Source organism: Rhodococcus sp. OK302 (assembly GCF_002245895.1).
Taxonomy (GTDB): Bacteria; Actinomycetota; Actinomycetes; order Mycobacteriales; family Mycobacteriaceae; genus Rhodococcus_F.
This window is the reverse complement of sequence record NZ_NPJZ01000001.1, coordinates 1880050-1901380: the sequence shown is the minus strand read 5'-3', so window position 1 is coordinate 1901380 and position 21331 is coordinate 1880050. Positions and strand designations below refer to the sequence as shown.

Below are 21331 nucleotides of genomic sequence, written 5' to 3'. Positions count from 1 at the left end.
GCGTGGTGAACGAATGGTCCATCCAAGAGCTCGCGAAGGCCGCGGGAACCACCAGCAGAACCCTTCGCCACTACGGCGAACTCGGACTTCTCGAACCCAGCCGAACCGGCACCAACGGGTACCGCTTCTACAACGAGCACGCACTCATCCGCCTGCAACGGATCCTGCTGCTGCGAGAACTCGGACTGGGGCTACCGGCCATCGCGGAAATCCTTGCCGGTGAAAGAGATACGACAAGCGCGCTGCTTACTCATCTGGACCTGCTCGAGCAAGAGAGATCTCGCATCGAACGCCAGATCGAATCCGTGACAACGACATTGAAAAAAACACAGAGAGGCCAGGCACTCATGCCCGAGGAAATTTTCGACGGTTTCGACAACAACCAATACAAGGACGAGGTGATCGAACGTTGGGGTAAGGACGCGTACAGCCGCGGCGACACATGGTGGCGCTCGATGACCGAGAAAGACAAGAAATCGCACCACAGCGCACAGCAGGACATTGCCGCAGCCTTCGGCGACGCCGCAGTCCGGGGCCTCGGACCCACCGACCCCACTGTTCAAGAGATCACTCATCGACAGTTCGAGTGGATCAAAATCGGTTGGCAGGGAAGAACACCGAGAGCCGACGCATTCATCGGGCTAGGTCGAATGTATGTCGAAGATCCACGGTTCAGAGCCAACTACGACGCTCACGGCGGCGGGACAGCGGAGTTGATCCGCGATGCGATGGAGGTCTACGCCGAGAACCACTTACGCTGAATCTGCCCGACCAACCGTCAACTGAGAAGCGAAAGCCGGTGGGCAGCGGCAATCGCTTCGTCGCGAGAATGAACCCCGAGCTTTTGGTAGAGACTTCGGATGTGGCTCTTCAGAGTGTTGGGCGAGACAAACAACTTTTGCGCGATGTCCGCGCGGGAGAGATTGTCGGCCAGTTCCCGCAATACATCTGCTTCGCGACTTGTAAGCGTGACACGTTCGATAGCGGACGGGTAGATCTCGGCCACTTCGGAATCCAGAAATTCTGCAACCAGCACACCACCGTCAGGATCCTGAGCGTCGAGTTGCGTGATCAGGTCCCGCGGAACCGTGGCCAACGCCGACAATGCGCCCGAAGCAGCAATCGAGGCGCGAGCCGACGCCCACGAAGCGGACGCCTCCGGTTGCCTCCCCACGCTCTGATGCGCCATTGCTTCGATCAAGTGCGCTTCGACTCGAACCCTGGCGAAATGGTTTTCACTCCAGTCGATTTCACTGCACACACGTAGCGCCTGCTCGGGGTTTCCGGTCAGCAACTGTGCGCGTGCCGCCGATATGGCAACTATCGGCGGCGGGCTGTCGAAGGCACTGACCTCGTCAAGCGCCTTCTCCCCTTCCCCCGCTGCAAGCAACAGGTCGACTCGTGCTGCGGCGAGCATCGCAGTACCGATCGAACCGGGGCAGATGACGGGCGGTTCGTTGGTAGCGACCGCCCGCTGAAGAGTGACGAGTCCCCCGAAATCATCTCGGGTTGCCAGTGCCCAGCGCGCCCGGGCATACGCTGCGAATGCCCAGAGATCCCCCGCCGGCGAGATGCTGTCGAGAATCTCGATCGCCGAAGCGGCGCCTCGAAAATCCAACGCGTCCAGGGCAACCCACACCCGGGCGATTGCAGCGCCGATATGGGACGGAGGTCCTAGCCATCCCCGAACATTGGGATGGGTACTTTCTTCGTCGAGCCACCGCGACGCCTCCGAAAAGTTGCCGCGCAAGGTTTCGTTGAGTGCGGAATTTCCGGCCGCATGTCGTGCCACAAAGCACGGGCCGTACTCGAGCCCACCCCGGTACGCAATCGACAACACGTCCTGCGCCTCGTCGAAGTTGCCGACCAGTTGGTGCGAAACACCCCAGATCAGTTGCAGCGCCGGTAGCTGAACCCCGAAATCCTTTTTCTGCTCGCCGCTCAATCCAGCGGCCACATGGGAAAGCTTACGAGCGATCCCGGCAGAGCGTAGGTACTCACCGGAGGCCCGCAGAATCACGATCTGAACGGTTCCGCTGTTCAGTAGGGCGAGTGCGTCCGCACCGCCGCCCAGAGCTCGCAATTTCGAGACGTCCGACGGCAATGTGTTGTTGCCTGTCGACTGTGTACGCAATCGGCGCTCCAGTAGGTCGCGTCCGATCTGCATGGCGGGATATAACGACATGATGTGATCAGGCATGGACCACAAAGCTTTTCGGGCCAATCTGCCATGATCTACCAGGAGATCTGCCCAATACCTATCGAGGATCTCGGCCACCGTCGACCATGCTTGTGCATCGAGTGCGTAGCGCACCGCACCGGCAATGTCAGCCGATTCAAGGCAATGCTCGGAGAGCTGAACCAATCGAGCGGGAGAATCACCGCCGATATCGTCGCCGATCCTCATCAGTGCTTCTCGAACTGCCGGCGCAAAGTACCACCGCGCCGGACTCTCGTCTGCCATCCGGAAGAGAAGGCCGACCGATTCGAGTCTGCCGACCAGAGTCGCCGCGTCGTCGTTCCCGGTGACCAACCGAGCTATCTCGGGGGTCACGGTCCGTGCAACGGACAGTGTCAGCGCAAAGTTCGATAGCTCAGTCGGTTTCGATTCTCGGAGGGTCTGTCGCTTCATGTACACATACAGCGCCTGATCGATGCGTTGCTGAATTTTCTCGTGACTACGCAATCGCACCGGCAGCGCGTTCACGACATTCGATGCCAGCTTCATCAACGCCGGTACGCCTGCGAGTTGCTCACAGATTGAATGAACAATATTGGAGGACAGTGCGATTCCGGCGCTCGAGAACAACGCAACCGACTCTTCGAGGGTGTACCTCAAATCGTCTACGGACAGATACTCGTCGATAGCGACGCAGTCAAAAATGTCGCTGATCGATCGATCCTGGAGCGTCACAATCACTTTTAGACCCGATACCTCCGCCAGCAAGGAAGCGAGCTGGATTCCGAGGCCGACCCCGTCCACCAAATCGATTCGGTTGAACACGACAACAAACGGGATACTCGACGATAGAAGGTACTCGCGGACTGCACGTTCGGGATCTTCATGCTCGGCCGGCCCACTCAACGCCACGCAGGAATCCTGAATTACGGCGAGCGCGTTGTTCCAGTAGTCGATCCGATCCATCCGCTCCGTCGGCGCCGGCACCCACACCACCGGACGGGTCGGCACCGGACCCATCGCGGACAACCACAATCCGGCAAGTTCGGTTTTTCCGAAACCCTGTGGCGCATCGAGCACCGTCAACCCGGCGGGTGCCTGCATCCTCTCGATGAGTCGCGCCCGAAGCGTCGTCGATGTTGTTCCCACGAGCCTGCGCCGCAAGGAAACGTGACTGCGAAAACCCTGTCCGACGCGAGCCGATTTTGATCCGGATATCACGATGTACCTGACACCTCGTGTCGATCGGAAACAGATCTCGCGTCAAGGCAAGAAGTCCCCACAGATCCGCGCATGGTAACGACAATAGACATATCCGAATGGCATCGCGAGACTGCGCCGCGCCAAAATATGCCCGTTTTGTCTCATCCTGTGCACTCCGTCACTTATCGCGACCATTTTGTCGAAATACCATCTGACCTGGCGCAATTTCCTTATGATGCCCGGATCCCGAGAACTGACGACGCCCGGACCGCAACAAACCGTTAAACAGAAACCTCCACGGAGGCCTTGTCCTCCGGATCATGGCTGGCAGCGCCGAATACCGCGACCGCGACCGCGCCGGCGATGGCACCCACAAATCCCACGACTGCCAACCATTCCAGGCCGGGCCGTGACGCGTCACCGAGAATCATCACACCCACGATCCCCGGCACCACGGTTTCGCCGACGACAAGAGCCGCCGTCGCACCGTTCACCGAGCCGAGTTGCAACGCAACGGTGTGAAGATAAAAGCCACCGAGACCGGTGACCGCGATCGCCCAGGCCGCCGGATCTCGCAGCAGCACAGCAACATCGAAAGGGTCGATCCCTTCGACAACTCGAACTGCAATAGCCAGACCACCGAACAGGACTCCGGAGATCAATCCGGAGACGACGGCAGCTCGGGACCCGAGCCATCGGATCAGGCCCACGCCGATCAGCAGAACCGCAGTCGATCCGGCGAGAACTCCCCAATGCACTGCGGCATTCGAACTGCCTCCGCCGGCATCACCGGCCGAGACCCCGAGAAGTAGCAGCGACACGATCACGGCACTGATAGCGAACCAGTCGCGTCGGTGAAGTTGAATTCCGAGCACCACGGTGCCCAGGACCGCAGTGATGACCAAGTTGGCACTGATGACGGTCTGCGACAAGAAAAGTGGAATGAGTCGCGCGGACACGGCGCTGCCGGCGAAACCGACTACGTCGAGAAGCGTTCCGACGATGAAGGACACCGTCAGTACGGCCGCAAACGTCGAACGCATCGTCGGTCCACCCGACGCCGTCACATGGCGATCGTCCCCGCGAAGTTCCGCGGCGGCGGCAGACTTCCGCGCACCGTAGGCCTGCATCACCGACGCGACGCCGTAGCCCACGCAGGCAACCAAGGCCGCGATCAGGCCGATCAGCACGATAACCCAAGGTGAGGTCCGACATCGTCCGTCATCATGTCCACTCTGCCGCACCTTGCCCTGAAATTTGTCTGATTACTGCACACTCCCCCGGAACCCAGCAAGTCAATTTTGCACAACTAGGTTGTGCACAACTAAACATTGCGCTACAGTCTTCCTTGTGACCAACCCGCTCGCCCTCGACCACCAGGTGTGCTTCGCCCTCTACTCGGCGTCGCGTGCCACCACCGCCGCTTACCGAGCCATGCTCGACGACCTGGGAATCACCTACCCCCAGTACCTCGTCCTGCTGACGCTCTGGGAACGCGACGGCCGGGGAGTTCGCGACATTTGCGAAGCACTCGATCTCGACACCGGCACCCTCTCGCCGCTTCTCAAGCGGCTCGAAGGTTCAGGACTGATCGAGCGTCGACGCCTCTCCACCGACGAGCGGCGCGTCGAAATCCACCTGACCGAGGCCGGCGCAACGCTGCGTTCCAAGGCGGAAGACATCCCGGCCAGGCTCGCAGAAGCTACCGGTCTGAGCCTGAGTGAACTCGGCGAACTCCGCGAGGTTCTGGTCCGACTCGGCAAAACACTTCAATCATCGAACGCACACTCCGACGGAAAGAAGAAGCCATGAACATCGTGTACACCGCAGAAGCGCTCGCCACGGGCGAAGGACGCAACGGTCATGCTCGCACCTCCGACGGACGCCTCGATCTCAATCTGGCGATCCCCAAGGAAATGGGTGGTAGCGGCGACGGCACCAACCCCGAGCAGCTTTTTGCGGCCGGGTACGCAGCCTGCTTCCACTCTGCGCTGCAGATGGTCGCCCGCGCCGAGAAGGCAAACGTCGCAGATTCTGCTGTAGGCGCCCGCGTCGGCATCGGCCCCAACGGAGCCGGAGGCTTCGGTCTCGCTGTGACGCTTGAAGTTTCACTCCCACACTTGTCCCATGACCAGGCCGTCGAGCTGACGGAGAAGGCACACCAGGTGTGCCCGTACTCCAACGCAACTCGCGGCAATATCGAGGTCACCCTCGAAGTAACCAAGGAAGACGACTAATGAGCACCACCAACCCCACTGTCAGCCGCGAAATCCGACTCGCATCACGCCCCAACGGGTGGCCCACCGCCGAGAACTTCTCGCTGGAAGAGGCTGCGCTCCCCGAACTCGAAGACGGCCAGATCCTGGTGCGTAACATCGCAATTTCGGTTGATCCGTACATGCGTGGACGCATGAACGACGTGAAGTCGTACCTGCCGCCGTTCCAGATCGGAGCTCCGCTCGACGGCGGCGCTGTTGGCGAAGTTATTGCATCCAAGTCTCCTGACCGGGCTGTCGGCGACGTCGTCGTCCACGGTCTCGGATGGCGCGAATATGCCGTTGTCGACGCTGCGACGGCTGGGCCTGCCGATACGTCCATCGCTCCCGCCACGGCCTACCTGGGCGCGCTCGGCATGACCGGCCTGACCGCCTACGCCGGTCTCACTGCTGTGGCCGAGTTCAAAGAAGGCGATACCGTTTTCGTGTCCGGCGCAGCCGGAGCTGTCGGTTCGCTCGTGGGCCAGATCGCAAAGCTGTTGGGCGCCAAGCGCGTTATCGGTAGCGCGGGTTCACCGGCCAAGGTTGCACGTCTGCTCGAGCTTGGCTTCGATGCGGCGTTCAACTACCACGACGGCTCGGTCACCGAACTCCTTGCAGCAGCCGCACCGGAGGGCATCGACGTCTACTTCGACAACGTCGGCGGCGAACACCTCGAGGCAGCGATCAACTCCATGAACCAGGGTGGCCGAATTGCCCTGTGCGGAGCCATTGCTCAGTACAACACCACCGAGAAGCCCACGGCTCCCCACAACTTGGCGGCAGTTATCGGCAAGGGTCTCACGCTGCGCGGGTTCCTGGTCGGCGGCTACCGCCACCTCGGACCCGAATTCCGCACCCACATGGCAAGCTGGCTTGCCGACAACAAGATCGAGTGGGACGAGACGATCGTCGAAGGACTGGAGAACGCTCCGCAAGCCTTCATCGATCTGATGCGCGGCGCGAACACCGGCAAGATGGTTGTCACGCTGTAGCTTTCACAGGTACATCTTTCATGACCGGCGATGGCCGCGAATCACTGGGATTCGCGGCCATCGTCGTCGTGGATCAGATTCCGAACGACACTCCGGTCAACTTCTCGGACAAAGTCCACAGGCCGGCTGCGGTCTTCTTGTCATGTGACTTCTTGTTCGAGCCAACAACTTTCGGATATCCCCGCTGCTCGAACGGTCCGTCGGGCCCGATGTAGCTGCCACCGAACGCGTCGGGCGCCGTAGCCGCCCACAACTCCGGCAAGGCACCCATCTGCGCGGACTGCGCGACCAGATTGCCGATGCCCATCAGCTTGTCGTGGATCGACTCGGTGTGCCCCTGCAGGTTCGTCGCCGCATAACCGGGGTGCGACGCCAATGCCTTCAGCGTCGAACCGGAAGCCGCCAGCCTGCGTTGAAGTTCATACGTGAACAGAAGATTCGCGAGCTTGGACTGCCCGTAGGCGCGCCACCGGTTGTACTTGCGGTGCTCGAAATTGAGATCGTCGAGATCGATAGTGCCCAACTGATGCATCATGCTGGACATCGTGACGACGCGGTCGGTCAGCTTGTCCTTCAACAGTCCGGTCAGTGCGAAGTGGCCGAGATGGTTGGTACCGATCTGCATTTCGAAGCCGTCCACCGTTCGTCGGAACGGCACCGCCATCACCCCGGCGTTGTTCACCAGGACGTCAACGGCATCGGTGGCATCGGCGAACTCGCGTACCGACGACAGATCGGAGAGATCAAGTTTGCGCACCACGGCATTCGAGCCGATTTCAGCAGCGACTACATCCGCTTTCGATGTGTTCCGACACGCCAGCACGACGTCGGCGCCGGCTTTACCCAGCGCCCGCGCGACCACTTCCCCCAACCCACTGTTCGCGCCCGTCACGACAAATTTTCGTCCGGTCTGATCGACAACGTCATCTGCAGTCCACTTGGTCATGAAATCCAGCGTACGTGCGCTACCCAGCGGTAGGAATGGCTGAACTTCTGATCACTGTTTCCGTTTGGCTTTGATCGGCTTGGCACCCGGCGCCGGCGCTGTGGGTGCCGGCTTCGGCGCGGGTTCCACGTCGGCTTCGCGTTTCTCCGCGGCAATTTTGCCGTACACAAAATGCTGTTGAGCCAAGGTCCAGCAGTTGTTGCTGACGAAGTAGATCAGGATTGCGACCGGCGCGAAGGAACCGAACGCGATCACGCCGACCGGAAACACCCACAATGCGAGTTTGTTCATAATTGCCGTTTGCGGGTTGGCAATCCCGGAATCAACCTGCCGCGCGACCGATGCTCTCGACGTGAAATGTGTCGCCACGGCCGCAAAGACCATCAGGGGAACAGCGACCAGGACGATGGACAATCTGGTGACGTCGCCGAACGCTTCCAATTGGGCGGCCGGACTCGAAATCATGGCCGACAGCGGCGCCCCGAACAACTTCGCGTCAAGAAATGACTGCACGTCGGAAGCGCTGAAGAAATAGTTGGCCGTATTCGCATTGTCCGCGATCGACATTGGCTCGGTCGGGCTGAGAAACGGGAGGTGGGAGGCCGCTCCGGTCCGATTGAACGAGCGGAGGACGTGATAGAGCCCGATGAAAACAGGTGCCTGAACAAGCATCGGCAGACACCCGAGCAACGGGCTGTAGTTGTGCTCCTTCTGCAACTTGCTCATCTCCACGGCAAGTTTCTGCCGGTCGCCGGCGTACTTCTTCTGCATCACCTTGATCTGCGGTTGCAGCTTCTGCATCACCAGTTGAGTGCGAACCTGCTTGACAAAAGGTTTGAACAGAATCGCCCTGAGCGTGAACACCAGGAATACCACCGACAGCGCCCACACGATGCCGTTGTCCGGCGATCCGGAAACAAAAGAAAAGACCTTGTGCCAAAACCACAGAATTGCGGACACGGGGTAATAGATAAAATCGAGCATGATGAATGAACCTCGCCAAGAGGGACGTTCGGAGAATCCGAACGCGGGAATGGTCGTGGACTGAGCCAGAGAGACCGACCTACGACGGGTTCAACCCCGCACTACGTCGATCTAGCGACCAATTCCCGGTGCTCGAGGTTGCGGACGTCCCGGTGCGTCCGGGCTGCTCTGCCGACGGAAGGCACCACGCAAGCAGCGTTCATCGCCGGACGGACCCTGGGACGACACCGCGCGCAGTTGGAGTGCTTCGTACATCGGCGACGCCGACAACGCCGCGACGACAAACACCGCGATCGCGGTTCCCAATACGGCAGCACTGCCCGAGGAACTGAGCGGTGGAGCGGCAAGCAACGCGATGAACGGAAGCAGAAGTAGCAACAGTGACCGCGTCACCGTGCTCGCTCCCTGCTGATTCATGGAATCGAACGTACACGATTGTTCTGCGAGAAAAAATCACTCCGCGTGAACTTCCTTCGTCATTGCAATGTCACGCCGGCGCAACAACACTTTTCTACTCTGATATTCGTCGGAAAGGAGAGCACCATGCCGCCTCGCCGGAGATCAGTGCTGCTGACGCAACTGGTGATCGATGCTCCCGGAGGTTCTCAGCAAGCGATCCTCGACGAATTGCGCCGGGTCATCCTCTCTGGTTCAGCTCCTCCGGGCACACCCATTCCACTCAGTGAAGTTGCTGCGCTCTTCGGTGTCAGCCGGATACCGGTACGGGAGTCGCTCAAAACACTGATCGGTGAATCACTGGTCGATCACCGCCACCAATTCGGCTACACCGTCGCCCAATTGACTCACGCAGAACTACGCGAGATGTACATAGTCCGCGAGACGTTGGAATCAGCTGCACTGACACTGGCGGTCGAGCTGGCAACCGCCGACGACCACGCCTACGCCGTCGAGGTGAACTCTCGACTCGAAATCGCTCTGCGCTACGACGACTCGCATTCGTATCACTGTGAGAGCCGGAACTTCCATATGGCGCTGACACGACCCTCGCGCATGTATCGACTACTGCACATGTTCGAAGCCGCCTGGAACATCACCGAACCGGTCCAGCCGATGGTCCACGTTGCCGACGTCGACAGACAAGTCCTCCACGCCGATCACACCGCAATGCTCGACGCCTTTCTGCTCAGAGACGCGTCCGCGCTGTTGGCCGCATCCGAAATCCACCACAATCGACTCAACTCCGTGATTGCGACGCTTCCGGCCGACACCGGCCTGCTGGCCGAAAAAGATATACCGATCACGCAATAGCTGCGCAACAAAACGTGGATACCTTTCTCTCACCACAGTTTTCACCGACGACGCTGAGAGCTTGTCACTTCCACCACCTTCCTGCCCTGATGCACAGGAGCTGTCATGACCAATACACTTCCGTCTCCTACCACCTCAGCTCCATCAATGCCTACCGAGTCCGGCCACAGCGACCTGGTCGAGGCTGCCGGCCATCCCACGGGTAGCGGCCTGGTCAAGCCCGGCTACGACCCACGGTTGACCAACGAGGATCTAGCTCCTCTGAGGAAGCAGACCTGGTCGTCGTACAACATCTTCGCCTTCTGGATGTCCGATGTGCACAGCGTTGGTGGATATGTAACTGCTGGTAGCCTTTTCGCACTCGGGTTGGCCAGCTGGCAGGTACTTGTCGCGTTGCTGGTCGGCATCACGATCGTCTACTTCTTCTGCAATCTCGTAGCCAAACCAAGTCAGGCAACCGGCGTTCCCTACCCGGTGATCTGCCGCAGCGTGTTCGGCGTTCTCGGAGCGAACATCCCCGCCATCATTCGCGGCCTGATCGCAGTGGCCTGGTACGGAATCCAAACGTTCCTGGCCTCAGCAGCCCTCGATGTGGTACTGATCAAACTCTTTCCCTCACTGGCCCCTTATGCTGTTGTCGAAGACCACGGTTTTGCCGGACTATCCACCTTGGGTTGGGGCAGTTTCATGCTCCTTTGGGTACTGCAGGCTTGTGTGTTCTGGCGCGGAATGGAATCGATCCGCAAGTTCATCGACTTCTGCGGGCCGGCCGTCTACTTCGTCATGTTCATGTTGTGCGGCTATCTCATCTACAAGGCTGGTTGGAGCGCAATCGATCTCACCCTCGGCGATGTCAAGTACACCGGCTTCGACGCAGTTCCGGTAATGCTCGGTGCCATCGCTCTCGTGGTCTCGTATTTCTCCGGCCCGATGCTCAACTTCGGCGACTTCTCGCGCTACGGAAAGTCATTCACTGCTGTGAAGAAGGGAAACTTTCTCGGCTTGCCGGTTAACTTCCTCGTGTTCTCCGTACTCGTAGTAGTCACAGCCTCGTTGACCCTCCCGGTCTACGGCGAACTGATCACCGACCCGGTTGCCACTGTGGCGCGGATCGACAGCACCTTTGCGATAGTCCTCGGTGCACTCACCTTCGCAATCGCAACCATCGGTATCAACATCGTCGCCAACTTCATCTCACCGGCATTCGATTTCTCCAACGTCAGCCCGCAGAAGATCAGCTGGCGCGCCGGCGGCATGATCGCGGCGATCGGCTCTATTCTCATCACGCCGTGGAACCTCTACAGCAATCCCGATGTCATCCACTACACGCTGGAGACCCTCGGCGCATTCATCGGGCCACTGTTCGGCATCCTGATCGCCGATTACTACTTGATTCGCAAACAAAAGGTTGTCGTTGACGAACTTTTCAATATGTCGACCACCGGAACATACTGGTACAGAAAGGGTTACAATCCCGCTGCTGTAATTTCCACCGCTATCGGAGCCGTCGTCGCCATGATTCCCGTGCTCGGCAAAGATCTCACGGGAATGTACACCGCAGCACAGTACAGCTGGTTCATCGGCTGTGGACTCGGATTTGCCGTCTACTATCTGCTCGCCACCCGCACTGCCCTCGCGGTCAAGAACATTCCCGCGGAGGACCGGGCAGGAGTGAGCTGACCATCATGAAGATCAAGGTGATCAACCCCAACACCACATGGGCAATGACCGCCGAGATCGAAGAATGCGCCCGGGCCGCCTGCGGCCCGGGCGCATTCATCGAGGCCGTCAGCCCAGCGATGGGACCCTCATCCATCGAAAGTCACTACGATGAAGCACTCAGCGTTCCAGGAATTCTCGCCGAAATCATGGCCGGCGAAAGGGACGGTGCCGATGGATATGTCATTGCGTGCTTCGGTGATCCCGGTTTGGATGCGGCCCGCGAACTGGCTGCGGGCCCGGTCGTCGCCATTGCCGAAGCTGCCATGCACTATGCGGCATTCCTCGGCCGCGGATTCAGTATCGTCACGACACTCGGCCGAACCTGTGGTCGCGCAGCTGATCTTGTGGAGCGATACGGAATGCAGAGACATTGCCGAGGAATTCACTCCTGTGAGATTCCGGTTCTCGATCTCGACAACAATCCTGATGCCCGAAAGGTCATCACGGAAGCCTGTTTCGATGCCTTGGACCGCGACCACTCCGACGTGATCGTCTTGGGATGTGCAGGAATGGCCGACTTGTGTCGCGACCTGTCCGAGGAACTGGGAGTGCCGGTTGTCGACGGAGTCACTGCGGGCGTCACGATGGTTCAGTCATTGGTAACCCTCGGCCTATCCACAAGTGCCCACAACGAGTTCGCCCGTCCACTGCCCAAGGTTTACACCGGAATGCTTGCACCATTTTCGCTGTGAACTCACGAAACGACGACTAAGCAGGATGCACCGACTTCCAGTGCTGCGCGATGTCGATCCGACGCGTGACCCACACCTTCTCATGTGATTGAACGTGATCGAGGAAGCGTTCGAGGGCCGCCGCGCGGGCGGGCCGTCCGACAATGCGGCAATGCAATCCGACCGAAAGCATCTTCGGTGCCCCCGCCGCGCCTTCGGCATACAGAACGTCAAATGCATCCCGCAGATGAGCGAAGAATTGATCGCCGCTGGGAAAACCTGCCGGAGAAGCGAACCGCATGTCATTGGTATCGAGGGTATACGGAACAACCAGATGCTTGACCGTCTCGCCACCGCGCGGCACGTCGACCCAGTACGGGAGATCATCGGCGTAGGAATCCGAGTCGTAGACAAACCCGCCGTGCTCGACCACCAACTCACGGGTGTTCGGTGAATCGCGTCCGGTGTACCAACCGAGCGGCGCGGATCCGGTGAGGTCGCGCAGGATCGAGACGGCCTCGGCCATATCCGCGCGCTCACGCTCGATGTTGACCGATTGATACGACGCCCATCGCAGTCCATGACACGCGATCTCGTGGCCCAGGTCGCGAAAAGCGCTGACTGCTTCGGGATTACGCTCCATAGCGCGGGCGACGGCAAATATCGTGAGCGGTAGCCGCCGCTTTTCGAAAATACCGAGGACTCGCCACAACCCGGCCCGCGATCCGTACTCGTAGATCGATTCCATACTCATATGACGGTTCGGAAATGCCTCGGCCGGAGTCATTTCCGACAAGAATGTCTCCGACGCGTCATCACCGTCGAGAACATTCCGCTCCCCGCCCTCTTCGTAGTTGAGGACAAACTGAACGGCTATGTTCGCGCCGCTCGGCCACTGTGGGTGGGGAGGATTCTTGCCGTACCCCACCATGTCACGCGGATAGCTGTTCATGACAACACCTTTACCGTCACTGGCCGGAAATCGCAGCGCGAGCCGCCGCCGTCAAAGTACCGAAAACGCGCAAGCGCGCAAGCCCGCCATCCGGAAAGATGTCCAACCGCACATCCGTGACCGGAACATCACGCTCGATCAGGAATCGATGGCGCGTATCAGGTCGGAATACGGTGCGCGGCAACAGTTCGATCCACTCGCCGCTCGACGTGCGCCCGGATAGTGAACCGGCACCGGGAGCATTGCCGAGGAAGTACGACGTGTCGACCTCGACAAAACTCAACGAACCCTCGCCCGCGAGTTGTATCTGCACCCAATCGTTTCCGTCATCTCGGCGACGGGCTGTTTCCCATCCGTCACCCATCGACGCGGCACGACCCGGGAACAGGATGTTCTGGGGCGAGCTGAAGAACATGTTGGAGCAGTCCGTCACTCGTCCGCCGTTCTCCAACGCGGCAAGGTCGAGGGGGCCGGCGTCGAGGAAGCGTGGATCCGGCCGCGCCTCGCCGTGGACGCGGAATCGTGCCACACCACCGTCCGGGTAAATGGTGAGCTTGACGTGCGTCCACCTCTGATCGGACATCACCGCGAACGGATTCTCCGAGTCACCGGACACAGGTGAACGCTCCACAATGGTCTGCCAATCCCTGGACGTCGCCAACTCTTGCGGGTCCGGGTAGCCGTCCACACTGATCGCTTCCACCGAAATCTCGGGCGGATAGTTGCCCTTGAACCACGCGGTATCGACCACCACACCGCGGACCACACCGGGAACACCGAGTCGAACAATTGCCTCGTCGTGCCCGGCAACGCGACGTCGGCGAGTTTCCCAACCGTCGTAGACCTGACCTTTGTGTCCGAACGTAGCCGGTTGGTACCCAGCCTTCCCCGGCCGGATCAGCGCCTCACGCTCGGCAAATGCTTCGTCGTTAGCCCAGATCACGGCGCCGCCGAGCGTCCGCAACGCCAGATCGGGAAAGGTAGTGAAATCAGTGCCAACCATCAGTTCACTCCATTCGTCGCGGTAGTCCGTCCCACCAATTTTCGTAGCACCGCGACGTCTGCAGCCGGTGCGAGCGCAAGAATGTCGGATTCGGCGAATGCTCCTGCATCCACGCCGCGGAGGATCACAGCGGCCAGTGCCTGCGCCGTTGCCGGTTCATCCATCACACTCCCACCGCGGCGATCGAGGTAAGCCTGGACTCGCGGCGCGGCAGCAGCCAAGGCCGAGCGATAGAAACCGAAAGTCGCGAGCCACCGAGTGACCAGATGGCCCGGGTGCATGTCCCAGCCCTGGTAGTAGCCACGTTCGAGGGAACGCCTGACCAGACGGTGGTGCCGCCGGATCGCGTCGTGAATTGCATCGGAGGTTCCGACCGGGGCGATTTGAGTGGAACCGTCACACACCCACACTCCCGTCTGTGCGGCCGCGGCAAGCATGACAGCCTTCGCGTGATCTGCGACGGGATGTTCGAGGGATTGAAACTGCGATGCGATACCGCAGGCAGCGCTGTAATCGTAAGTGCCGTAATGCAAGCCGGTAAGGCGCCCCTCGGCGCGATGGATAGCCGGCGCAACCGCGACGGTTCCGTCAGCGGCAATCACTGCCTGCGGGCTCTCGATCTGCAATTCGAATCGAAGAGACCCAGCCGCCAGACCATGAGCCTTCTCCAACTCCTCACAGAGCATCACTGTCGCTGTAACCTGCTCTACAGCACGCAGTTTGGGTACCGTGAATACAAATCCCGCCGGCACTCCCCCGGCCGCGTCGAGAACAATTTCGAGAGTGCGAATAGAACGTCGACGTTCACTGGCGGGCAACCCCTTGAACCTGATGCCGCACCAGCTCGGACCCCGCGGGTCTTGACTGATCGCTGCCAACGTCCGGCCGGCATTGCGCGCTGCGGCATCCTCTTCCTGATCCTCGCGTCGCCCGTAGCCGTCCTCGAAATCGATTCGTAGGTCTTGGACGGGATTGCGGCCCAACAGAACCCGAACATCACCGAGCGCATTCTCGGTATCAAGACCGGCAATGACATGCGCATGGGCGTCGAGCAGCTGTATTGCCTGCTCACCCCACAGCCGAGGCGTATCGACGCTCGCGTCGGCCGCGCTGACATATACCGTGTGCACGGGTTGGATCTCGTCCCGATTGCCCGGGTACTGACTTTCGAGTCTCGCGTCGACCGGATCAAGCAACTGTGCCAGTCTGTCGTGGACGGTAGCGGGAAGACGATGCTCAGCCATCAGACAATCTTCGCAGAAAACGCGCCGGTGGTGGACCTCACAAGCACATATTTCCAATAATTGGTGCCCGCAGTGTCACGGATGCCCGATTGCCCGTCCCCTACCGCTACCGTCGAAGATGTGTCTCGATCTCCGCTACCTGTCCGCGACGGCCTCAACCCCAGTCGCATCCGTCAGCCCGACTCCGGGCTGTGGGAAACCACGCTGGAATACCTGCTCGAGCGGTTCCCCCAAGACGCGGAGCGGCTGCGTGAGAAGGTCGCCGCCCGCGAGGTCGTGGACGAAAAGGGCATCGGCATCGACGAGCAGACGGCGTTTGCACCCCGCCGCTTCGTCTACCTCTATCGCGATCCGCCCGTCGAAACCCGGGTGCCCTTCGAAATCGACATCCTGCACCGCGACGACAACATCCTCGTCGTCGACAAGCCTCACTTTCTGGCGAGCACGCCTCGCGGACGCTACATCGCCGAATCCGCTCTGGTTCGCCTGCGCCGAGACCTCGACCTGCCCGAACTAAGTCCGGCGCACCGACTCGACCGTGTGACGGCAGGTCTACTGCTGTTCACCGTCCATCAGCAGGCCAGACGCGGATACCAGACGATGTTCGCTGATCGTCTCGTGTCCAAGGAGTACGAAGCAATCGCGCGTTACGACGCCGATGTCGTGACACCTGCCGTTGTTCGGAGCCGGATCGTGAAAGAACGTGGAGTCCTGAAAGCCCAAGAGATCGAGGGCGATCCCAACAGCGAATCCCGGATCGAACTCGTCGAAACGCACGGCGAATACGCGCGATACCGGCTCATTCCGCACACCGGCAAGACGCACCAGTTGCGCCTACATATGACGTCTGTGGGCCTACCCATCCACGGCGACAACTTCTATCCCACTTTCTACGATGTTGCCGCAGAAGACTATTCGAATCCGCTACGACTACTGTCGAAAGTGCTCGAGTTCAAGGACCCGGTCAGTGGCGAGAATCGCCGATTCGAAAGCAAACTGACACTCTCGTGGCCGACCTGAGACCTGCAACTCTTCCCCTTCGCCTCCGTTACCGGAAGGATGGAGGCGCAGACACGCCGCACCGCATTGCACCGCAGAAGGAGAACAGATGAGCAAGACCGCTGCCGTACCCGGAGCCGTGTCGGAAGTCGAGCGAAAGTACGAAGCACCTGCAGAGCAGGAAGTTCCGGCACTCGACAACCTGCCGGGAGTCGTGGGCTCGCCGGTCCACGACTCGATTCAGCTCTCCGCCACGTATTACGACACGGTCGACTATCGATTGCTCGCCGAGAAGATAACGCTGCGCAAGCGTGAAGGTGGCGACGACGCGGGCTGGCACATGAAACTCCCCGGCGAAGGGGATGCTCGAACCGAGATTCAACTTCCTCCCGACGACGGAACCGAAGTGCCCGCGGCACTGTCGAGCCTGGTTCGGGCAATCACTCGCGGCAACGAACTGACCCCCATCGCACTGATCATCACCGACCGCGAGCGCACCCGGCTGAACGACGCCGACGGCACCCTGCTGGCCGAGGTGGTATCCGATACCGTAATCGCCTGCAAGGCCGACGGTTCCGAAGAATCAAGCTGGCAAGAGGTGGAGGTCGAGCAGGGCGCCGGCGGCCAGCCCCTGGCCGACGCTATCGAAGCAGTCCTGTTCGAGGCCGGACTCGAACGGTCGGCAAGTCCGTCCAAACTCAAGCGAGCATTGGGCACTTCCGTCACCCCGTACTCCGCAGCAGCAGGCACCGCAACCAAGTCGCCGAGCTCACGAATCCTGCTGCGCAATTACATTATCGAGCAGATTCGCGCTCTCACCGACGCCGATCTCGGAACCCGCCGACGCAATGAAGAAGCTGTTCACGACTTCCGCGTCGCGGCGCGCAGAATCCGCAGCGCCTTGCAATCGTATGCCGGAGATTCACCGCGCATCGACAGTCTCATCGCTGATCTTCGATGGTTGGGCGGCAAATTCGGCGACGCCCGTGACGTCGAGGTGCAGTGGCAGCGTCTCGTCGACAGCCTCGGTGAAATCGACATTCCGGAACAAGAAGCCGTGCGCGCCCGGATCGATGAATACTTCTCGGCCCGAGGAGAAACCGCCCTGGACAATGCACTCGGCGCACTGAACTCCGAGCGCTACCTGTCGCTGCTCGAGCAATTGGACGCCTACATCAGCGATCTGGAATTCGATACCGTCGGCCGCCGCGCAGACAAGAAGGTTTCGGCAAAAGAGTTGGCTCGCACCCTGCGCCATCTGTCACACAAGGTCGGTGGACGTGTCGACGATGTGGCCAAGGCGCACTCACGCGCGGAACGCGACGAGAGAATGCACCGAGCACGCAAGGGCGCCAAGCGAATGAAATATGCGATCGAAGTGATGGAGCCGTCGAGTAAGCGTCACGCTAAACGTGCACTCAAGCACTTCACCCATTTCCAGGATGTTCTCGGCGAACACCAGGATTCCGTTGTGGCACAGCACCATTTACTGGAAATGGCGTCGGAACACGAGCACACCTCGCTCACCAGTTTCAGTCTCGGAATTGTGTACCGACACGAACTCGACATCGCCGATGCGCAGGCGACATTGCTGAAGAAGACATGGAAGGAAGCTGCGAAGTCATCAGAAGCGCTGTGGCGGTAGCCGCCACCGCGGCAGTCGACGGATCTCGAACCTATTGAGGGAGTAGACATGACCACACTTGCCGGACACCAGGACATCGTTGTCGGTATCGACGGATCCGAAGCCTCGACGGCGGCCGCTCGATGGGCCGGGTCAATTGCACAGGCAGTCAATGCGCGACTGATTCTGGCGCACGCCTTGCCGCAGGAGGGTCCGATTTACAGCCCGGCCGCCGTCATGCTGCAGTCGCAATTCCTCAACCAGATCAGAGAAGACGGCGAAGCCATCACCGGCGTCGTCACGGATCTACTCGCAGACGAGTTCCCCTCCCTTGTCATCGAATCCGAGATCGCACCGGGACCACCGATGACACACATCCTCGAATGCGCCGAGACCGCACGGCTGATCGTGATGGGTTCGACGGGTTCCGGCGCCCTGCGTTCACGTCTGCTCGGCTCCACCGCACTGAAGGTTGCCAACCATGCCCCCTGCCCCGTGACGGTCTGGCGTGGGACTGCCCAGCATCCCGGGCCGGATCAACGCCCGGTGGTCGTCGGCGTCGACGGAAGTACTTTGAGCGAGAAGGCCGTCGAATACGCATTCCAGTATGCGGATCAGTTCGAGGCACCACTCTTTGCCGTTCACACGTGGCAAGGTGCGTCGACCTTCCGTGAGGGAGGCGCCGGAATCCTCATCGATTGGGAAGCCGTCGAACAGGAAGAGTCCGCGTTGTTGGCCGAAAACCTTGCCGGCATGTCGGATCAGTATCCGGATGTTGCGGTCACTCGCATCAGCGAACCCGGTGCTGCCGCACCCGTAATGCTCAAATATGCCGACGACGCCCAACTCCTGGTTGTCGGCAGTCACGGCCGGAGCGCTATGGCTGGTGCCGTAATGGGTTCCACGAGTCAGAACCTCTTGCACCACGCACCGTGTCCGGTGATGATCGCTCGCGGCTAAACCTGCTGTCAGCCCAGGCCCGTACCGACAAGCTGACCGACCCCGTACGTCACCGCCATCGCCAAGGCTCCACCGAGAACCACTCGCATGACCGCTCGGGACTTACGGGCACCGCCGAGCGTCGCGCTGATCGTCCCGGTCAAAGCCAGGGCGATCAGCACAGCGAAGAACGCAATCGGCACCCGACTTCCGGTTGCCGGCAAGAGAATTGCGATCAACGGAATTGCCGCACCGATGGTGAACGACACCGCCGACGAGATTGCAGCATGCCAGGGATTGGTCAGGTCATTCGGATCGATGCCCAACTCGACTTCGACATGTGCTGCGAAGGCGTCGTGTTCGGTAAGTTCCTCGGCAACTTTCCGAGCCGTCGCCGGACTCAATCCCTTGTCCTCGTAAATCCCGACGAGTTCGGCAAATTCCTCCTCGGGAGTCTCTTGAAGTTCTCGCTTTTCCTTCTTGAGCAGCGCACGCTCGGTATCGCGTTGCGCGCTGACCGAGACGTACTCGCCGAGCGCCATAGACACCGCACCCGCAACCAATCCCGCAAATCCTGCGGTGAAGATCGCCGAACGTTCCGTTGTTGCCGCCGCAACACCGACCACCAGGCCGGCGGTGGACACGATGCCGTCATTTGCGCCCAGAACACCCGCCCGGAGCCAGTTCAAACGATTGTTCAAGCTAGGAGTACTCGGCCGCGATCCCTCGCTGGGAACGTCACCGGTGACCTGCACACTATCGGACATACCCCTCAGATTAGGGTTCCGCCGCAGTCTGCGATAGCAATCTGAGGCTGCCCTCAGGAGACCCACGTCACCATACCAACCAAGCACTTGCTAGGTTAAGTGCGTCAGAAGGTTCAGCCACGCACAGCCAGGAGTAGACATGACTGCAACGCGCACCGCACTGATCAGCGGCGGAACCGGCGGCATCGGTTCGGCAATCGCTCTCATGCTTGCCGAACGCGGACACGACGTGGCCTTCACCTACCGAAACAATGCCGCCGCAGCAGCACAGTTGAGCGAGAAGATCCGCTCATTCGGGGTCTCGGCACACTCGTATCAAATGAATCTCGATCGCGAATCCTCCATCACCGCTGCCGCGAGCGCCGCGATCAACGACCTCGGATCCCTGACAACGCTCGTCCACGCGGCGGGTCCTCACGTCCCGATGACACACCTCTCGCGTGTGACGCCGGCTGTCTTCAGTGAACAGTTAAACGAAGAAGCCGCAGCGTTTTTCACCCTCGTACACACCGCACTACCAGCGCTGCGCGAATCCTCCGGCTCTACCGTTGCCGTCACCACAGCGGCAACCGACCGCTTCCCGGTCCGCGACGGGCTCTCGGCCGGCACCAAAGGTGCTGTCGAACAACTCATCCGGGGATTTGCCGCTGAAGAAGGACGCTACGGCGTGCGCTTCAACGCCGTCGGCCCCGGGATGCTCACCGATGGTATGGCCGAAAGACTCATCGCTTCAGCCGATCTCGACCCACACGCCCTCGACGTCACCATGAGCCGGATCCCACTCAAACGATTCGGATCAGCCGTCGACATCGCCGAAGCTGTCTGCTTCCTCGCCAGCGACGCAGCAGGTTTCATCAGTGGCCAGAAACTGAACGTCGATGGCGGATACACAGTCTGAGTGGCTAACCACCCAGTCTGCGAAACACCAAACGCACCGTAAATTCCAGGTGCGCCATCACCTGATCGGCGGTCATCCGACCCGCCACCCACGAGACCAGAGAAGACATCCAGACGTCGTCGATCACCTTGACCGCGTCCATCTGCGGCTGCGACACTTCCTCGACACCGATCGCCTTCGCGAACATCTCCGTCACCACGTTGCCCAGTGCGTTCAGTTCCGGCGTAGCCGATGCATCCGCAAACATGTACGCGCGGACCAAAGCTTCATAGAGTTGATGATTAGTCTCGAGAATATCGGTGTTCTTCCTCAACACGAACAGAATTCGGTCCGACGGCGTCTCGCCCGGAACCGTGAAATCCTGAAATCTGTCGCGCAACCCCTCGAACATCCACAACAACGCCACAATGAGCATGTGGTTCTTGGAGGGGAAATAGCGGTATACGGTCCCGATCGCGACGCCCGCACGTTCGGCAACCGATCTCATCTGAACTGCGTCGTACCCACCCTCGGATGCGGATTCCATTGCCGCGTCGATGATTCTGCTGAAACGCGCACGCTGCGAGGGCGTCGTACGACGCCCCGTGACCGAGCTTCTTTCCACTACAGACTGATCTGGCTTATCGCCACCTGACATGCCCACAACCTTCTCTGACGCCGATTTCAGTGTCCAATGTAGCC

Annotated in this window: 20 protein-coding genes and 1 pseudogene; 11 read left to right on the top strand and 10 right to left on the bottom strand. The window is 60.2% G+C overall.

Features of this window, described 5'->3' with window-relative positions:
• Nucleotides 1-5 precede the first annotated feature (5 nt).
• On the top strand, nt 6-761 hold the full coding sequence (locus BDB13_RS08800) for a MerR family transcriptional regulator (RefSeq protein WP_094274786.1): 756 nt from the start codon (nt 6-8) through the stop codon (nt 759-761).
• Between the two features lie 17 nt (nt 762-778).
• Here BDB13_RS08800 and BDB13_RS08795 read toward each other — a convergent pair whose 3' ends face one another.
• Both BDB13_RS08795 and BDB13_RS08790 read right to left on the bottom strand, forming a co-directional pair.
• Nucleotides 779-3328, bottom strand: coding sequence for a helix-turn-helix transcriptional regulator (locus BDB13_RS08795; RefSeq protein ID WP_254922760.1), 2550 nt, complete (start codon nt 3326-3328; stop codon nt 779-781).
• Nucleotides 3329-3663: 335 nt separating this feature from the next.
• Nucleotides 3664-4572, bottom strand: coding sequence for a hypothetical protein (locus tag BDB13_RS08790; RefSeq protein ID WP_094271298.1), 909 nt, complete (start codon nt 4570-4572; stop codon nt 3664-3666).
• A gap of 160 nt (nt 4573-4732) precedes the next feature.
• Here BDB13_RS08790 and BDB13_RS08785 point away from each other — a divergent pair, with 160 nt between their 5' ends.
• Genes BDB13_RS08785 through BDB13_RS08775 form a run of 3 tightly spaced genes read left to right on the top strand, consistent with a single transcriptional unit; the run spans nt 4733 to nt 6632 of the window.
• A complete protein-coding gene (locus BDB13_RS08785) occupies nt 4733-5194 on the top strand; it encodes a MarR family winged helix-turn-helix transcriptional regulator (RefSeq protein WP_094271297.1) in 462 nt (153 codons plus the stop codon).
• Nucleotides 5191-5619: an organic hydroperoxide resistance protein gene (locus BDB13_RS08780; RefSeq protein ID WP_094271296.1), complete on the top strand. Its 429-nt coding sequence runs from the start codon at nt 5191-5193 to the stop codon at nt 5617-5619. The genes BDB13_RS08785 and BDB13_RS08780 overlap by 4 nt, the downstream gene beginning before the upstream one ends.
• Nucleotides 5619-6632, top strand: coding sequence for an NADP-dependent oxidoreductase (locus tag BDB13_RS08775; RefSeq protein ID WP_094271295.1), 1014 nt, complete (start codon nt 5619-5621; stop codon nt 6630-6632). Before BDB13_RS08780 ends, BDB13_RS08775 begins: the two co-directional genes overlap by 1 nt.
• Before the next feature lie 73 nt (nt 6633-6705).
• Here BDB13_RS08775 and BDB13_RS08770 read toward each other — a convergent pair whose 3' ends face one another.
• From BDB13_RS08770 to BDB13_RS08760, 3 genes and pseudogenes are all read right to left on the bottom strand, one after another.
• On the bottom strand, nt 6706-7578 hold the full coding sequence (locus tag BDB13_RS08770) for an oxidoreductase (RefSeq protein ID WP_094271294.1): 873 nt from the start codon (nt 7576-7578) through the stop codon (nt 6706-6708).
• Between the two features lie 54 nt (nt 7579-7632).
• Nucleotides 7633-8562, bottom strand: a pseudogene (gene yidC, locus BDB13_RS08765) (membrane protein insertase YidC); the annotation flags it as partial.
• Nucleotides 8563-8673: 111 nt separating this feature from the next.
• Nucleotides 8674-8979 (bottom strand): DUF6412 domain-containing protein, encoded by a 306-nt coding sequence (locus tag BDB13_RS08760; protein ID WP_206040933.1) that lies wholly within the window; start codon nt 8977-8979, stop codon nt 8674-8676.
• A gap of 126 nt (nt 8980-9105) precedes the next feature.
• On the opposite strand from BDB13_RS08760, the gene BDB13_RS08755 reads away from it, so the two are divergent.
• From BDB13_RS08755 to BDB13_RS08745, 3 genes are all read left to right on the top strand, one after another.
• Complete coding sequence (locus BDB13_RS08755) at nt 9106-9831, top strand: GntR family transcriptional regulator (RefSeq protein ID WP_094271292.1); 726 nt, start codon at nt 9106-9108, stop codon at nt 9829-9831.
• A gap of 105 nt (nt 9832-9936) precedes the next feature.
• Nucleotides 9937-11511, top strand: coding sequence for an NCS1 family nucleobase:cation symporter-1 (locus tag BDB13_RS08750; protein ID WP_176459547.1), 1575 nt, complete (start codon nt 9937-9939; stop codon nt 11509-11511).
• Nucleotides 11512-11516: 5 nt separating this feature from the next.
• Complete coding sequence (locus tag BDB13_RS08745; RefSeq protein ID WP_094271291.1) at nt 11517-12245, top strand: aspartate/glutamate racemase family protein; 729 nt, start codon at nt 11517-11519, stop codon at nt 12243-12245.
• Nucleotides 12246-12261: 16 nt separating this feature from the next.
• Here BDB13_RS08745 and puuE read toward each other — a convergent pair whose 3' ends face one another.
• From puuE to BDB13_RS08730, 3 genes are read right to left on the bottom strand one after another with little or no spacing between them, the layout of a single operon-like run.
• Nucleotides 12262-13176 carry an allantoinase PuuE gene (gene puuE / locus BDB13_RS08740; RefSeq protein WP_094271290.1) on the bottom strand — a complete coding sequence of 305 codons (915 nt, stop codon included), beginning with the start codon at nt 13174-13176 and terminating at the stop codon, nt 12262-12264.
• A 16-nt stretch (nt 13177-13192) separates the two neighbouring features.
• Nucleotides 13193-14179 carry an allantoicase gene (alc, locus tag BDB13_RS08735; RefSeq protein ID WP_094271289.1) on the bottom strand — a complete coding sequence of 329 codons (987 nt, stop codon included), beginning with the start codon at nt 14177-14179 and terminating at the stop codon, nt 13193-13195.
• The gene (locus BDB13_RS08730; RefSeq protein WP_094271288.1) at nt 14179-15423 is read right to left on the bottom strand and encodes a DUF6986 family protein; all 1245 of its coding nucleotides are present in this window, start codon (nt 15421-15423) and stop codon (nt 14179-14181) included. The genes alc and BDB13_RS08730 overlap by 1 nt, the downstream gene beginning before the upstream one ends.
• Before the next feature lie 120 nt (nt 15424-15543).
• Between BDB13_RS08730 and BDB13_RS08725 the strand changes: the two genes are divergently transcribed.
• From BDB13_RS08725 to BDB13_RS08715, 3 genes are all read left to right on the top strand, one after another.
• Nucleotides 15544-16443 carry a pseudouridine synthase gene (locus BDB13_RS08725; protein WP_094271287.1) on the top strand — a complete coding sequence of 300 codons (900 nt, stop codon included), beginning with the start codon at nt 15544-15546 and terminating at the stop codon, nt 16441-16443.
• Between the two features lie 88 nt (nt 16444-16531).
• Nucleotides 16532-18067: a CYTH and CHAD domain-containing protein gene (locus tag BDB13_RS08720; protein WP_094271286.1), complete on the top strand. Its 1536-nt coding sequence runs from the start codon at nt 16532-16534 to the stop codon at nt 18065-18067.
• A gap of 48 nt (nt 18068-18115) precedes the next feature.
• Nucleotides 18116-19006, top strand: a complete 891-nt coding sequence (locus tag BDB13_RS08715) for a universal stress protein (RefSeq protein WP_094271285.1) — start codon at nt 18116-18118, stop codon at nt 19004-19006.
• Between the two features lie 8 nt (nt 19007-19014).
• Here BDB13_RS08715 and BDB13_RS08710 read toward each other — a convergent pair whose 3' ends face one another.
• Entirely contained in the window at nt 19015-19752 is a 738-nt protein-coding gene (locus BDB13_RS08710) for a VIT1/CCC1 transporter family protein (protein ID WP_094271284.1), read from the bottom strand.
• Between the two features lie 139 nt (nt 19753-19891).
• Between BDB13_RS08710 and BDB13_RS08705 the strand changes: the two genes are divergently transcribed.
• A complete protein-coding gene (locus tag BDB13_RS08705) occupies nt 19892-20650 on the top strand; it encodes an SDR family NAD(P)-dependent oxidoreductase (RefSeq protein WP_094271283.1) in 759 nt (252 codons plus the stop codon).
• A gap of 4 nt (nt 20651-20654) precedes the next feature.
• On the opposite strand, the gene BDB13_RS08700 is transcribed toward BDB13_RS08705, so the two are convergent.
• Nucleotides 20655-21287, bottom strand: coding sequence for a TetR family transcriptional regulator (locus BDB13_RS08700; protein ID WP_206040936.1), 633 nt, complete (start codon nt 21285-21287; stop codon nt 20655-20657).
• Between the last annotated feature and the right edge of the window lie 44 nt (nt 21288-21331).

Coding starts and splice junctions, on each gene's coding strand:
- BDB13_RS08780 (WP_094271296.1), top strand. CDS start 5,191: ATGAACATCGTGTACACCGCAGAAGCGCTCGCCACGGGCGAAGGACGC.
- BDB13_RS08775 (WP_094271295.1), top strand. CDS start 5,619: ATGAGCACCACCAACCCCACTGTCAGCCGCGAAATCCGACTCGCATCA.
- BDB13_RS08770 (WP_094271294.1), bottom strand. CDS start 7,578: ATGACCAAGTGGACTGCAGATGACGTTGTCGATCAGACCGGACGAAAA.
- BDB13_RS08760 (WP_206040933.1), bottom strand. CDS start 8,979: ATGAATCAGCAGGGAGCGAGCACGGTGACGCGGTCACTGTTGCTACTT.
- BDB13_RS08755 (WP_094271292.1), top strand. CDS start 9,106: ATGCCGCCTCGCCGGAGATCAGTGCTGCTGACGCAACTGGTGATCGAT.
- BDB13_RS08750 (WP_176459547.1), top strand. CDS start 9,937: ATGACCAATACACTTCCGTCTCCTACCACCTCAGCTCCATCAATGCCT.
- BDB13_RS08745 (WP_094271291.1), top strand. CDS start 11,517: ATGAAGATCAAGGTGATCAACCCCAACACCACATGGGCAATGACCGCC.
- puuE (WP_094271290.1), bottom strand. CDS start 13,176: ATGAACAGCTATCCGCGTGACATGGTGGGGTACGGCAAGAATCCTCCC.
- alc (WP_094271289.1), bottom strand. CDS start 14,179: ATGGTTGGCACTGATTTCACTACCTTTCCCGATCTGGCGTTGCGGACG.
- BDB13_RS08730 (WP_094271288.1), bottom strand. CDS start 15,423: ATGGCTGAGCATCGTCTTCCCGCTACCGTCCACGACAGACTGGCACAG.
- BDB13_RS08720 (WP_094271286.1), top strand. CDS start 16,532: ATGAGCAAGACCGCTGCCGTACCCGGAGCCGTGTCGGAAGTCGAGCGA.
- BDB13_RS08715 (WP_094271285.1), top strand. CDS start 18,116: ATGACCACACTTGCCGGACACCAGGACATCGTTGTCGGTATCGACGGA.
- BDB13_RS08710 (WP_094271284.1), bottom strand. CDS start 19,752: ATGTCCGATAGTGTGCAGGTCACCGGTGACGTTCCCAGCGAGGGATCG.
- BDB13_RS08705 (WP_094271283.1), top strand. CDS start 19,892: ATGACTGCAACGCGCACCGCACTGATCAGCGGCGGAACCGGCGGCATC.
- BDB13_RS08700 (WP_206040936.1), bottom strand. CDS start 21,287: ATGTCAGGTGGCGATAAGCCAGATCAGTCTGTAGTGGAAAGAAGCTCG.